This is a genomic window from Empedobacter sp. UBA1574, assembly GCF_002322895.1.
Taxonomy (GTDB): domain Bacteria; phylum Bacteroidota; class Bacteroidia; order Flavobacteriales; family Weeksellaceae; genus Empedobacter; species Empedobacter falsenii_B.
Genome location: NZ_DCOI01000032.1, coordinates 147,244 through 160,774 on the forward strand (window position 1 = coordinate 147,244; position 13,531 = coordinate 160,774).

General features: G+C 30.9%; 14 protein-coding genes and 1 tRNA gene. 5 read left to right on the forward strand and 10 right to left on the reverse strand.

Annotated features, from left to right (window positions below; translation table 11 throughout):
• Positions 1-1,872: a M48 family metalloprotease gene (locus B3578_RS10255; protein ID WP_291048421.1), complete on the forward strand. Its 1,872-nt coding sequence runs from the start codon at positions 1-3 to the stop codon at positions 1,870-1,872.
• Positions 1,873-1,894: 22 nt separating this feature from the next.
• Here the strand turns inward: B3578_RS10255 and pdxH are convergent, their stop codons facing one another.
• Complete coding sequence (gene pdxH, locus B3578_RS10260) at positions 1,895-2,542, reverse strand: pyridoxamine 5'-phosphate oxidase (protein WP_221855228.1); 648 nt, start codon at positions 2,540-2,542, stop codon at positions 1,895-1,897.
• A 75-nt stretch (positions 2,543-2,617) separates the two neighbouring features.
• Between pdxH and B3578_RS10265 the strand changes: the two genes are divergently transcribed.
• Entirely contained in the window at positions 2,618-3,169 is a 552-nt protein-coding gene (locus tag B3578_RS10265; protein ID WP_291048426.1) for a YqgE/AlgH family protein, read from the forward strand.
• A gap of 4 nt (positions 3,170-3,173) precedes the next feature.
• On the opposite strand, the gene B3578_RS10270 is transcribed toward B3578_RS10265, so the two are convergent.
• Together B3578_RS10270 and B3578_RS10275 are read right to left on the reverse strand one after the other, a co-directional pair.
• Positions 3,174-3,983: an aminotransferase class IV gene (locus B3578_RS10270; RefSeq protein WP_221855234.1), complete on the reverse strand. Its 810-nt coding sequence runs from the start codon at positions 3,981-3,983 to the stop codon at positions 3,174-3,176.
• Positions 3,984-3,994: 11 nt separating this feature from the next.
• The gene (locus B3578_RS10275) at positions 3,995-4,378 is read right to left on the reverse strand and encodes an START-like domain-containing protein (RefSeq protein WP_038330532.1); all 384 of its coding nucleotides are present in this window, start codon (positions 4,376-4,378) and stop codon (positions 3,995-3,997) included.
• Positions 4,379-4,493: 115 nt separating this feature from the next.
• On the opposite strand from B3578_RS10275, the gene B3578_RS10280 reads away from it, so the two are divergent.
• Positions 4,494-4,567, forward strand: a tRNA-Met gene (locus B3578_RS10280).
• Between the two features lie 60 nt (positions 4,568-4,627).
• Here the strand turns inward: B3578_RS10280 and B3578_RS10285 are convergent.
• Entirely contained in the window at positions 4,628-5,485 is an 858-nt protein-coding gene (locus tag B3578_RS10285; protein WP_125349476.1) for a DUF6515 family protein, read from the reverse strand.
• Between the two features lie 231 nt (positions 5,486-5,716).
• Here B3578_RS10285 and B3578_RS10290 point away from each other — a divergent pair, with 231 nt between their 5' ends.
• A complete protein-coding gene (locus B3578_RS10290; RefSeq protein WP_038330727.1) occupies positions 5,717-6,766 on the forward strand; it encodes a nucleoid-associated protein in 1,050 nt (349 codons plus the stop codon).
• Positions 6,767-6,802: 36 nt separating this feature from the next.
• Here B3578_RS10290 and B3578_RS10295 read toward each other — a convergent pair whose 3' ends face one another.
• From B3578_RS10295 to B3578_RS10315, 5 genes are all read right to left on the reverse strand, one after another.
• A complete protein-coding gene (locus tag B3578_RS10295; protein WP_038330524.1) occupies positions 6,803-7,261 on the reverse strand; it encodes a GNAT family N-acetyltransferase in 459 nt (152 codons plus the stop codon).
• Positions 7,262-7,313: 52 nt separating this feature from the next.
• A complete protein-coding gene (locus tag B3578_RS10300) occupies positions 7,314-7,832 on the reverse strand; it encodes a hypothetical protein (RefSeq protein ID WP_038330521.1) in 519 nt (172 codons plus the stop codon).
• Entirely contained in the window at positions 7,829-8,257 is a 429-nt protein-coding gene (locus tag B3578_RS10305; protein ID WP_038330520.1) for a hypothetical protein, read from the reverse strand. The genes B3578_RS10300 and B3578_RS10305 overlap by 4 nt, the downstream gene beginning before the upstream one ends.
• A 10-nt stretch (positions 8,258-8,267) precedes the next feature.
• Positions 8,268-9,437, reverse strand: coding sequence for a sigma-54-dependent transcriptional regulator (locus tag B3578_RS10310; protein WP_125349474.1), 1,170 nt, complete (start codon positions 9,435-9,437; stop codon positions 8,268-8,270).
• A gap of 98 nt (positions 9,438-9,535) precedes the next feature.
• On the reverse strand, positions 9,536-11,176 hold the full coding sequence (locus tag B3578_RS10315; protein ID WP_038330517.1) for an AMP-binding protein: 1,641 nt from the start codon (positions 11,174-11,176) through the stop codon (positions 9,536-9,538).
• Positions 11,177-11,394: 218 nt separating this feature from the next.
• Here B3578_RS10315 and B3578_RS10320 point away from each other — a divergent pair, with 218 nt between their 5' ends.
• Entirely contained in the window at positions 11,395-11,886 is a 492-nt protein-coding gene (locus tag B3578_RS10320) for a DinB family protein (RefSeq protein WP_084106811.1), read from the forward strand.
• A gap of 30 nt (positions 11,887-11,916) precedes the next feature.
• Here the strand turns inward: B3578_RS10320 and B3578_RS10325 are convergent, their stop codons facing one another.
• Complete coding sequence (locus B3578_RS10325) at positions 11,917-13,446, reverse strand: SulP family inorganic anion transporter (RefSeq protein WP_115000408.1); 1,530 nt, start codon at positions 13,444-13,446, stop codon at positions 11,917-11,919.
• Between the last annotated feature and the right edge of the window lie 85 nt (positions 13,447-13,531).

Genomic DNA, 13,531 nt, shown 5'->3' on the forward strand with positions numbered 1-13,531 from the left:
TTGGGACTGTTGGCTTTAGGAGGTTTAATCGTTTACTATAATATTAAATTTATTCTAAATATTTTCAAAAAAACAGCTACAAATGGAATTGAAATTTTTGAAACGGATCAACCAGAATTATTCAAATTAATAAAAGCAACCGCAGATAAAGTTGGCACAAAACATCCCAAAAAAGTATTTATTATTGATGATGTAAATGCATATGTTTCCTATTCGAACAATTTGCAAAGTTTAGTTTTTCCAACAAGAAAAAACTTATCCATTGGCGTTGGTTTGCTTCATGGTATTTCTCAAAATGAGTTAAAAGGAATTATTGCGCACGAATTTGGGCATTTTTCTCAAAAATCAATGACAATTGGTAGCCATGTTGGAAATGCGACCAAAATTATGGAAGATATTTTATACAGTAATCAAACCTTAAAATTTGATGTTGATAATTTAGGCCAAATTAATGGAATTGTTGGTTTTATTTCAATGGGCGCTGTTGCTTACAATAAAATGATTGAATCTATTTTGAAAATAATTCACAAAAAATTAGAATTCAATTATCTAAAATTAAGTCGAGAAATGGAATTTCATGCTGATCAAATTGCAACAAATGTTGTGGGAATTGAGACGATGAGCAAACCATTATTGAGAATAGAATTGTATCAATTTGTTTACCAAGAATTAGCTAATTTTTATACAAATTTACAAGATGATAAAAAGTTTTCGACTAATATTTATCAAAACATGAATCAATTAGTTGACTTTTATATCGATGATTACGAACTTTTTTTAGAAAATAATTTAGCTATTGTTGGAATTAATGAATTTAATCAAAATCATTCTTTACTACAATTTGAAGATTTATGGTCGACACATCCAGAAATGGACAAACGTTTGGCAAATATAGCGTCTACAAATCATCATTCTGAAATAGATAAATCTCCAAAAGCAATTACATTACTTCAAAAAAATAATGAATTTGAAGAAGAATTTACATTCAATTTTTTCTTTCAATTAAATTTATACCGTGTTAATGAAATAAATAATTCAGAATTTATTGAAACGTTTAAAACCATTTATAATAAATACAATTACCCTAAAGTTTACAATCATTTTTTTACAAATTATGATTTACCTTTTGATCGAATTAAAGAAGTTGATTTAACGAATAAACAACAAAATATTCCTACGAATGAATTGTTTTCGGATGAAAATATTTTAGTTGCAAAACAATATTTAGCTTTACAAATTGATTTACTTCAATTAGATTTTTTTACTGGTCAAAAAAAGCCGCAACCATTCAAATACAACAATGTTGTTTACAATAAAAAACAAGATGTACTGAAAGTTAAAGAAGAATTAGAGCAAATAAATAAGGAAAAAGAAGCTGAGTTCTCAGAATATTTAGACAATATCAAAATATTTTTCAAATCTAATTTAGATGAACAAAAAACTATTTTGTTAGAAGATTGCATCAAAGTTGAAGCAGATTTATCAGCAAATATTCAATTGGTAAATGAAATTAGAACTCATATTAATTTTGCAACAAAACCCATTCATGAAAAGCTAAGAATCGAAGCTTTAACAGTTTTGAATAATCAAATAGAGCAACTTAAAAATGTAACAAAAGATATTCTACAAAGTGAAATCGCAAAGGAAAAAATAACTATTCGAGAAATTGAAAATGCACAATATTTTATAGATGAAGATTGGATTTTCTTTTTTGACTCTACAGGTTATAACAACAATGCTTTTGAAAATTTAATCGAAAATTTATACTTTGTAGATCAAGTTTCAAATAACTTATTGTTTCAAAAAAAAGCTGCTTTCCTAAAAGAATACGAACCATTATTAGACTATACATCAAAAACAAAAGCCTCTTAATTAGAGGCTTTTGTTTTATATCTTAAGGTGCTAAACGCTCTTTTTTCCAATCAAAATCGTCTTGTAAAACATAACGAACTCTATCGTGTAAACGACTTGGACGTCCTTGCCAAAACTCTATCTCAGTTGGACGAATCAAGAAACCTCCCCAATGTGCTGGACGAGGAATTTCTTTTCCTTCGTATTTTTTTTCTAATTCCAATTCCTCTGTCGCTAAATCTTCGTGCTCATCAATCACAGAACTTTGCGCCGAAATCCAAGCGCCTAACTGGCTACTTCTTGGACGTGTTTCGAAATATCCATCCGAATTATTATCCGAAGTTTTTTCAGCCACACCTTTTATAATAATCTGTCTTTCTAGAAATGGCCAAAAAAATGACAAACAAACTTTCGGATTTTCTAATAAAGCTTTTCCTTTCTGACTGTTGTAATTCGTATAAAAAATAAAACCTTCGTCCGTATATCTTTTCAATAAAACAACACGCGTTCTCGGAAATCCATCTTCACCAATCGTTGCAACAGACATCGCATTTGCTTCATCCACTCCATCCGATTCTTCAGCTTGCAGAAACCAATCACGAAATTGTTCGATCGGATTTTCTCTTAACGAATCAAAATTCATCGACTGTTTTTCGTAAACTTTTCTTTTATAACTTAAATCTTGTTTCATTAATGATTATTTTATATTTTTAAACAGCTAATTGTATATTTCGTTAAGATTTCACGTAACAAAACCGAAACAAAAATGTCTATCAAAAGTATAAAAAAAGGAGTTATTTTGGTCGCAAAACCAACATTAAGTAACGATATTTTTCAGAGAAGTGTAATTTTAATTACAGAACACTTAGAATCTGGAAGTATTGGTTTTATTCTTAATCATTCTTCTCATATTCCGATTAGTATTTTTGTATCTGAAATGGAGTCTGCATCTATTGTTTTTGAAGGTGGACCTGTCGATAAAGAAAACATCTATTATATTCACAAACGACCTGATTTAATCAGAAATAGTGAAAAAATTACTAAAAATTTATATTGGTCTGGCGTATATGAAGATGTGCGTGATGCAGTAAATCAGAATTTGATTAGTCAAGATGAAATCAAGTTTTTTATTGGATATTGTGGTTGGGCACCAAAGCAAATCAAAGATGAATTAAACAATAATTCGTGGGCTGTAACGGATTTGGATTTTGATATTTTTGAGCGTTGGGATGCTGATTTGTGGAAAAAATTGATGAAACAGCTTGGAGGTGAGAACTTAATTTGGCTAAACACCCCCGCTGATCCTTCTATGAATTAATCAATTATAAATACTTAAAAATCGATTTTGTTTTGTCTAAAGTGTATTCTTTTTTACGATTTTTGGTAATTGGTAAAATTCCAATTCCATCAATCAAAATGAAAACTTCTTCTGCCTTCTGAATTTCAAATGGAAAAATTTCGACTTCTTCTACTTTAAATTCTTCGGCTTTATTAATTTTTGTAATGAAATTATTTCTCAAAACACTAGTAATAACACCTTCTTCTTTTTTCGGTGTACGAATCGTTTCTCCATTCACAACAAAAATATTTCCTCGTAAAGAACGCGCCATTTTTTTGTTTGCATTTAGCAAAATAATATCAGCATAATCATTCTCTAAACGATAGATTTCTGCAATATTTTCTTCTGGACGATACGTATTCACAAGTGAATAAAATGCAGTATTGATCGCATAATCTTTGTAAACATCAATTTCGTTTTCAGCTTGTAAAAACTCCCAATCATTTTCACTATTTTCAATGGAAATCAAATAATTGATGGATGCTTTTAGATAATCTTCCTCATCATTTCTGAACGCAAAAAATTCTACTTTCCCTGATTTGGTCTGATTTGCTTCTGCTAATAAATTGATTTGTTCTTGAAAAAATTCTGGTGTAAAATCTAACGGAATATTCATGCGGTAAATACGCATAGAAGCCATTAAATTGAAATAATGATCTTCCCAATCAATAATTTCACCATTTACAAATCGCAAAATTTCTTTTACAGCATCACCATTACGAAAAGCTCTGTTCTGAATTCCTATTTCTGCATTTGCTTTTTCGACAATAACGCCACCTAAGTTAATTTTCAAAATAATAGATTTTAAACAGATCCTAAGATTTTTTTTAGATCTTCAATTTGACTTTCCCACAATTGTTTTGATTCTTCTACTTCGTCTTCATCAGCAAAATCTGTAATAACTAATGATACATCGTTCGTTAAATCGTCTTCTACAATTGTTAATTCGAAGAAATATTTTGTATCTTCATCATATTCCCATTGAAAGCGCACGTATCCATCTTGCTTAGATTTCATCAAAAATGCAGATTCTTCGTGTCCATCCCAAATAAAAGTATATTTTTCTCCACGAGAATTTACGTTATCTGCAAACCATTCTGATAAACCAGAAGGGTTTGAAATATAGTTATATAGCAAAGACGGTGAAGACTTGATTGAAAATTCTACTTGATATTTCTTTTTTGGCATAATTCTATTTTATTGAAGTCGCAAGATATAAAATGAATTGTATCTACCAAAGAAAATCAAAATAAGTTTTGTTATAAAATCAAAAAAAAATTACCTTTGCAAAAATTAAAATTTAGGCGAGGTAGCTCAGATGGTTAGAGCGCAGGATTCATAACCCTGAGGTCGGCAGTTCGATTCTGCTCTTCGCTACAAATAAAAAGCCCAAACAGACAATCTGTTTGGGCTTTTACTTAACTACTAAAACCTATACTAATCTAAATAACCTACTACTTGATAAGCTCTTGTTCCTCTATTGTAAATTTTTTGGTACAAAACACCTCCAAATTCATACAGATATTCTCCTCCATAATCTACTCTTTCATATCCTGCTGGTAACGCATATACGATAGCACCTAGTGGAGCTTGAACTACTTCATAATAATTTCTATTTGGGCTGTAATAAACACCTTCGTAGAAATAATATGGATTTCTATTACCAATATTAATTGTTACATAACCTACTGGTAAAATATTAATTCTAAATCCTACATATGGCATATATCTCACATATCCATTGTTATAAGGACGATAGTAAATACCATTGTTTCCGTAGAAGTTATAACTGTTATACGAATACTTGTTATAGTTTCTTACATTCACATTAGAAACTGGTCGGTTTCCTCTGTTGTATGAGCTAGAATTTATACGAACTGGATTGTTGTAGAAATCTCTGTTTTTTAAACTCTCAGATCTATTGCCTTGATTTCCTTGGCTATTTCTACTATTATTCCAATCTTTATTAGAACTTGGTCTGCTACCTACAATAGCAGTATTATTTCTATCTATACGTGTACTAGTTTCACGTTCTGTTCTATTTGTAGAATTTTTCCAAGATTCATTCGTAGAATTTCCACGACCTATTCTTTCTGTTCTATTTCCTTCAATACGGCTAGTTCTATTTTCTGTTCTAGCCATTTCAGAGCGTCCATTCCCTTGACTTCTTGAAGTTGCTTCTCTTGAAGAAGAACTTCTCTCACCACCTCTTTGACCTCTATCTTGAGCATTTACACCAACAGCTAACATGGCTGTAAAAGCTACTCCTAAAAGTGTAAATTTAATTTTTTTCATCACCCAACTTTTTAATAAATTAAGACATTTCTCCTAATACTATTTCCGTGCCATAATTATAAGTTTAAACCATAGAAAATGTTATAACAATCAAAATAATTTATAAGCCATTCAAATTCAATGAATTGCATTAACAATTTTGTTTGACAATTTTGTTAAATATTTTTATTCCTGACATCGTTTGTATTGATTTCTGAATTGATTACTTTTGTTTTTAAGAAATTATATAAAATGATTGACGTTAAAAATGCTTACATCGCCTTTATTAGTTTACAAAAAGTTGGACATAAAGTTCGAGAAGAAGCTAACATTTTTGCCGATAAAACACTAGAATACGATGAATCTAAGGAAGAACAATTGGTACCTTTCTTATTAAGTCCTTTCAAAAAAACACTCGAAATTAATCGTTTCACGCATTATACAGAAAAGTTAGAATTTAATGTTTTGTATAATCAATGCAAGCAAATGTTTGATGAAGAAATAGATTTTATCGATTTTTCGCAAGAAGTTTTAAGTCATTTATACGAGAAATCATTACATCCGCAGATCAAAAGTGGTGAAGTTTTTATTGCCCTTTTCGAAAATATGATGTTCGACGGAATTCCTTGCCGTGGAATTGGAATTTATAAATTAGAGAATAAGAAGAAATTCTTGCGTTTTGACGAATCACGTGGTTTAGATTACAACATTTGGAAAGGTTATAAGCTAGAAGGAATCGACAAAGCCTGTCTTATTCTTGATGCTTATCGCGACGAAGGTTTCCGCGTCTACTCTATCGATGATAAAAATGTGGAGTCAGAATATTGGAAGAAAAATTTCTTAGAAATTGATTTGATTAAGGACAACAATTACCATACGAAGAAATATATGGAGTTGATTACAGATTTCTCGAATGATTTTCTTTTGGATAAAACAGACAAAAAACAACAAGCAGAATTTATCTCAAATTCGATAAATGTGTTGAATTCGAATGAAGTTGTAACGAATGAAATTTTTGAAGATCAAGTTTTGAAACCTTTCGAAATTATTGATGAATTCAAAGAATATAAGAAAGATTATAGCGAAAATAATCGTGTTGAATTTGTGGAAGCTTTCGAAGTTTCAGTTCCAACTTTGATGAAAGAATCTAAGAAAATTAAAAGTGAAATTAAATTAGATACAAAGATTAACATCAAATTAGATTTGACAAATCCTGATGCAGCTGAAGAATATTTGGAGCGTGGTTTTGACGAAGAAAAGAAAATGTATTATTATAAAGTCTATTTCAATTCTGAACAATAAATTAAAGGCTCCTATTTTGGAGCTTTTTTTTTGATATTAATTCAATTTCAAAATACATTGATGATTCAAAATCTCAAAACCATTTTTCAGCCAAAAACCTTTTGCAAATTGATTTTCAGCTGTAAATTCTAATTCAATATATGCTTGATCGTTCAAGAAATTTATCGCTTCTTTAACCAATTTAGAAGCGATGTTTTGATTGCGATAATTTGCATCAACATACAACGAATCTATTCTTCCTTTTGATTTAATCACAAAATATTTCGGACGAAGATGTTTCGAACAAATAATATATCCCGTCAACTGATTTTCTATTTCGGCTACAAATATTTTTATATTCTGTTGATGTAAAATTCCCTTGAAAAAATCATCAATATCATGTTTGTAGGTCAAATCTATTTGATACAATGCATTAAACTCTTGATGATGTTGTAACAATTTTATCATCATTCTTTTCAGTTCAGGAATATCATTTTCTACGGCAATTCTTATCATATCTAAAAATAAAAAAATCCAGTTAAAAAACTCTAACTGGATTTACTAAAAACTATTGTTTATCTAGTTTTATTTTGTCTTGACCTTGTTGCAATTGATACAACTCTATAATATCCTCAATTGGATAATTAAACCAATCAACTTGTTTTTTGATTTTCGAATTTTGATCTAAATACAAATATGTCGTGAATTTCATCGCTGGAAACTTCATTCCATTATAGGTATAAGGCGAAAATTCTCCGTTTGCAATAATCATCGAATCGTTAGAAAATAATTCATTTACTTTCAATAATTTATTATTTTCATATTGCATCGTTTGATCACTCCAACGAATAATATCATTCAATAAATAACGCGGGTCTACCGTAGAACCTCCCGAATATTGTGCTACATTTTCATATACCAAACTATCATTGTAAAAAGACAACATTTTCTTGTAATCTTTTCGAGATGAATAATTTTCGAAAAAACGTTTTCCTAATTCATCATTTTTACTGGCTGAAGAAGAATTACAACTTACTAAAAAAGTAATTGCAATAAGACTTAAAATCCATGTAAATTTTATTTTCATTTGTCTGAAATTCTTGTTAAATAATTTTCACCATTATCATCAGCCATTCCATCTTCATTGAGAATCATAATCTCCGAATTGTCCGACCAACGTAAAAATTGAAAAGGTAATTTTTTCTTTTTTGAATCAATCTCCATCAACGATCCATCATCTTTTTTGAATAATTCTCCGTTATAAGATTGACCTTTGTATTCAGCAGTAAATTTATCATCTGCTAATTTCAAAACAATTTTATCCCCAAAATATTTTCCTTCAAAAACACCCTTATAAACAAGCGTTTCATTTGTAAAAACAGAATTTTTTTCTAAAGACAATACATCTTCATGCGATAAGCTATCTGAACTTTTATCCACTTCTACATTGTCCTTTTTACAAGAAAATAAAAAGAGTTGACTGATAAATAGCAAAAAGAAAATCTTTTTCATCTGAGATGAATTATTTTTTCACGAATTGTTCAACATCTTTTCTCGAAATTGGATCATCACCCAAAATCAATAAACGTTCAACAACATTTCTTAACTCACGAATATTTCCTGACCAATCTAATTCTTTCAAAGCATCATACGCTGAATTATCAAAAGATTTTTGACTTGTTGTATCAGTAATAAAATGTTCAACCAAAGCAGGAATATCATCTTTACGATCATTAAGTGCTGGAACATTAATGATAATTACCGCTAAACGATGGTATAAATCCTCGCGAAAACGACCTTCCTCAATCTCTTTTCGTAAGTCTTTATTTGTTGCAGCAATTACACGAACATTTACATTAATCTCTTTCTCAGAACCAACTGGCGAAACTTTTCCTTCTTGTAGCGCACGCAAAACTTTTGCTTGAGCAGAAAGACTCATATCCCCTATTTCATCTAAAAAAATTGTTCCTCCATTTGCCAATTCAAACTTACCTTGCTTGTCTTTAACAGCTCCAGTAAACGATCCTTTCACATGACCAAACAATTCACTTTCGATTAATTCAGCTGGAATTGCCGCACAATTCACTTCAACCAAAGGTTTTACATTACGATTACTTTTCTCGTGTAAATGATGAGCAACCAACTCTTTACCTGTTCCATTTGGACCAAGAATCAATACACGAGCGTCTGTAGCAGCCACTTTATCTATAATTTGTTTTACTTCTGCAATTGCAGGAGCATCACCAATCATTTCATATTTTTTAGCAACTTTTTTCTTTAAAGCTTTATTTTCTTTCTTCAATTCTTTATTCGAAGACAGCAACGATTTACGGTCTAAAGCATTACGAACAGTCGTCAATAATTTATTAAGATCTGGTGGTTTTGAAATAAAATCGTACGCACCTTTTTTGATCGCATCTACAGCCAAATCAACATCTCCGTGCCCCGTTATCATCACCATTGTTAAATCAGGATTGTATTCCATCGCTTCCGATAAAACTTCCATCCCATCTTTCAACGGCATTTTTATATCACTTATAATTAAGTCGTATTCTTTTTCTTTTATTTTTTCAAGCCCTATAGCTCCGTTTTCAGCTTCATCCACATTCCATTTTGGATTTTCGTCCATTAAAATGCTTTTCAAAACGTTGCGAATTGCCTGTTCATCTTCGATTAATAAGATATTTGACATCGTTTAGATCGTTTATTTTTGTAAAATTAAAATAGACTCAAAGATAATTGAAATTATTATTTTTGAGTCTACTTTTGATATAGATTTTAATACTTTTTTTAAGATGTTTTCACTTTTCGTGCATTTTCTAAACCTAATTCTTTTATAGAAACTTCTCTCATTTCTATTTTTCGAATTTTCCCTGAGATAGTCATAGGGAATTCTTGTACAAACTTCCAATATTTAGGACGTTTGAAATGAGCAATGGATAAACAATAAGCCTTCAATTCGTCTTCTGTTACACTAATACCATCTTTCACTTTCACCCAAGCCATTACTTCTTCTCCATATTTGATACTTGGAACGCCAATAATTTGAACATCAGAAATTGATTCATGTTCGTACAAAAAATCTTCAATCTCTTTTGGTGAAATATTTTCTCCTCCTCTGATAATAATATCTTTAATTCGTCCAGTAATATTAATATAACCATCAACATCCATAGTCGCTAAATCACCAGTATGCAACCAATTATTTTCGTCAATAACTTGCGCAGTTGCTTCCGGATTGTTCCAATATTTTTGCATGACGGAATAACCTCTTGTACAAAATTCACCAGCAATTCCACGAGGTAAAATATCTCCTGTTTGCGGATCAATAATCTTAATTTCTAAATGATCTTGAACTGTTCCAACCGTCGAAACTTGCTTTTCTAAAGGTGTTCCGATAATAGTTTGTGTAGAAACTGGCGAAGTTTCTGTCATCCCATAACAAATCGAAACTTCTTTCATATTCATTTTAGCTTGCACTTTCTTCATAATTTCAATCGGACAAGGCGAACCAGCCATTACACCAGTTCTCAAAGATGTTAAATCGAAACGATCAAAATTTGGTAATTCTAATTCCGCAATAAACATCGTCGGAACTCCATAAAGTGATGTACACTTTTCCATTTCGACTGCATTTAAAGTCTTTGCAGGATCAAAACTATCCGAAGGAATTACCATACAAGCGCCATGCGAAGTACACGCCATATTACCAATTACCATTCCGAAACAATGATAAAATGGAACAGGAATACAAACACGATCACGATGCGTATAATTTAATCGAACACCAATAAAAAAACCATTGTTCAATAAATTATGATGCGTTAAAGTTACTCCTTTTGGAAAGCCTGTTGTTCCAGATGTATATTGAATATTTACAGCATCATCAAACTGAACAGATTGCTCTATTTGATGCACTTCTGAAGTCGAAATTTCTTCTCCTTTAATCAAAAAATCATCCCAATTTTCTTCAAAAATAATGATATGTTTTAGTAATTTCGCATTCTCTTTTACATTATTCAACATCACTTTATACTCACTTGTTTTGAAGCTTAAAGAAGCAAAAACTGCAGAAATTTCAGCTTGATTTAATACAAATTCGAGTTCATTTTCACGATAAGCAGGATTCAAATTAACCAAAATCATTCCCACACGGGCCGTTGCATATTGTAACAATGTCCATTCCGCACGATTTGGCGCCCAAATACCTACGCGATCTCCTTTTTGCAAACCAATTGCAATCAATGATTTTGCTATTTGTTCGGTTTGTGAATAAAATTCTGTATACGTCGCTCTATAATTTTGATCTACGCAAACCAAAGCCTCTTGTTGCGGATATTTTGCAACTGTATTTCGTAAATTTTCGCCAATTGTTTCTCCTAAAAGAGGATATTGTGATGCACCACTTGAGTATGATAAGTTAGAAATCATGCGCTTATATTCTATGTTTTTAAAATTACTTTCCAACTCAAACTTAACAACGATTTTCAGGAAAATAAATTTATCAAATACAAGATTTATGATTTCTAAAAGAATCGTATTTTTTTATTAAAATCAAAAATGAATTCAAAAAAATGAAGGTTTATTTTTAACAAATACTTAAAATAACTCCATCAAATTATCCTTAAATTGTAAAAAATTACTGAAAAATGAATACAATAAACCACGACAATTATACTTCTATTTACGATGGAATAGAAGTTGTAGATGCTTTACAGACACGTATTGCTGACATCAAGAAAACATTAATAATTGTAACAGAATTAGATAAATGGGATTATGCATATGCAGAAGGTAAATGGACTATCAAAGAAATGATACAACATTGTATAGATTGCGAACGTATTTTTTCTTATCGTGCGCAACATATTGCGAGAGAAGATTCACAAACATTAAATTTCTTCGATGAAAACGCCTATGTATTGACTTCGAATGCAAATGAAAGAAAGCCTGAAGAATTAATAAAAGAATGGACTAATTTGATGAAAGCAACTTACTTTCAGTTTGAATCTTTTAATGATCAAACTTTAAACAAAATAGGAAAAGTTGGTAATCGAGAGTATTCTGTTGAGAAAATCGGTTATGTAATGGCTGGTCATTCCATCCATCATATGAATGTAATTAATGAACGATATTTATAAAAAAAGTCAGCTTCTAAAAAGCTGACTTTTTTATTTCGGCATCACATTATAAGTTGGATCTTCTTCGATATTTACCTCAATAACGCTTTTTGCATTTTCTAATAATCGAATAGAATCTTTACTCAAATGTCGCAAAATTACAATTTTATCTTGTTGTGCATATTTAGATGTAATAATATGTAAAGATTCAATTGCACTCATATCAACTATTCTACTCTCTTTCAAATCTATAACAATTATTCTTGGATCAGAATTAATTTCAAATTTCTCTAAAAAAGTAGAAGTCGAACCAAAGAAAAGTGGTCCATAAATCTCATATATTTTTCGTCCATTTTCATCAACAAATTTACGTGCTCGAATACGTTTAGCATTATCCCAAGCAAAAACCAAAGCCGAAACGATAACACCTACAAAAACAGCCAAAGCAAGGTTATGTAACACAATCGTGATAATCGCCACCAAAATACTTACAAACACATCCGATTTTGGCATTTTTGTTATTAATTTAAAAAATCCCCATTTAAAAGTCGAAATCGCAACCATCATCATTACACCAACAAGTGCTGCCATTGGAATTTTCTCAATCACTGGAGCACCAATTAGAATAATAATCAAGATTGTAATTGCACCAATTGCTGGTCCTAATCTCGAACGAGAACCTGCATCTAAATTAACAAATGTCTGAGCAATCATTGCACAACCTCCCATTCCACCGAAAAAACCATTTGTAATATTTGCAGCACCTTGCGCCAAACATTCTTTATTCGACGAACCTTTCGTTTCAGTCACCTCATCCACCAAAGTAAGCGTTAGCAAAGTTTCAATTAACCCAACCGAACCCATAATAATCGAATAAGGCAAAATAATTTTCAAGGTTTCTAACGTAAACGGAACACTCGGAATATGAAAACTTGGCAGTTCTCCTTTGATACTCGCAATATCACCAACAGTCTTTGTATCAATATGAAATCCGATTACCAATAGAAAAGTCACAAGAATTGCAACCAAAGAAGCTGGAATAATTTTCGTTAATTTCGGAAAGAAATAAACTATCAGAACTGTAATTAGCGTCAATCCAGCCATCGTATAAAAAGGTGTACCACTCAACCAACTCGTTATTCCATTCGTAGTTGATTTGAATTGTTCTATTTGTGACATAAAAATAACAACCGCCAAACCATTTAGAAAGCCATACATAACAGGTTGAGGAATTAAACGAACAAATCTTCCTAATTTGAAAACACCAACTACTATCTGGAAAACTCCTGCTAAAGCAACCGCAGCAAAAATATATTGCTCACCATACGTAGCATTCAACGCGATTAAAGTGATAACGGTAGCACCTGCTCCACCCGCAACCATCGCTGGTCTTCCTCCAAAAACCGCCGTTACAATTCCCATGATAAATGCACCATATAAACCTATTAAAGGTGATAAACCAGCTAAAATTGCAAACGAAAGCGATTCAGGAATCATTGTCATAGCAACAGTTAAGCCGGCTAATATTTCGTTTTTATAATTTATTTTTTGATTGAATTTTAAATATTCAGCAATCGACATCAGAAGTTTTATTTCATGCAAAAGTAACAATTACTACGCATCTAAAATTAGTAAAAAGCTAGATTAAATATCAAATTACATACTA

What these genes read in the sequence shown, in the direction of transcription:
- pdxH (WP_221855228.1), bottom strand. Translation starts at nt 2,542, where the DNA reads ATGAAACAAGATTTAAGTTATAAAAGAAAAGTTTACGAAAAACAGTCG.
- B3578_RS10265 (WP_291048426.1), top strand. Translation starts at nt 2,618, where the DNA reads ATGTCTATCAAAAGTATAAAAAAAGGAGTTATTTTGGTCGCAAAACCA.
- B3578_RS10275 (WP_038330532.1), bottom strand. Translation starts at nt 4,378, where the DNA reads ATGCCAAAAAAGAAATATCAAGTAGAATTTTCAATCAAGTCTTCACCG.
- B3578_RS10285 (WP_125349476.1), bottom strand. Translation starts at nt 5,485, where the DNA reads ATGAAAAAAATTAAATTTACACTTTTAGGAGTAGCTTTTACAGCCATG.
- B3578_RS10290 (WP_038330727.1), top strand. Translation starts at nt 5,717, where the DNA reads ATGATTGACGTTAAAAATGCTTACATCGCCTTTATTAGTTTACAAAAA.
- B3578_RS10295 (WP_038330524.1), bottom strand. Translation starts at nt 7,261, where the DNA reads ATGATAAGAATTGCCGTAGAAAATGATATTCCTGAACTGAAAAGAATG.
- B3578_RS10300 (WP_038330521.1), bottom strand. Translation starts at nt 7,832, where the DNA reads ATGAAAATAAAATTTACATGGATTTTAAGTCTTATTGCAATTACTTTT.
- B3578_RS10305 (WP_038330520.1), bottom strand. Translation starts at nt 8,257, where the DNA reads ATGAAAAAGATTTTCTTTTTGCTATTTATCAGTCAACTCTTTTTATTT.
- B3578_RS10310 (WP_125349474.1), bottom strand. Translation starts at nt 9,437, where the DNA reads ATGTCAAATATCTTATTAATCGAAGATGAACAGGCAATTCGCAACGTT.
- B3578_RS10315 (WP_038330517.1), bottom strand. Translation starts at nt 11,176, where the DNA reads ATGATTTCTAACTTATCATACTCAAGTGGTGCATCACAATATCCTCTT.
- B3578_RS10320 (WP_084106811.1), top strand. Translation starts at nt 11,395, where the DNA reads ATGAATACAATAAACCACGACAATTATACTTCTATTTACGATGGAATA.
- B3578_RS10325 (WP_115000408.1), bottom strand. Translation starts at nt 13,446, where the DNA reads ATGTCGATTGCTGAATATTTAAAATTCAATCAAAAAATAAATTATAAA.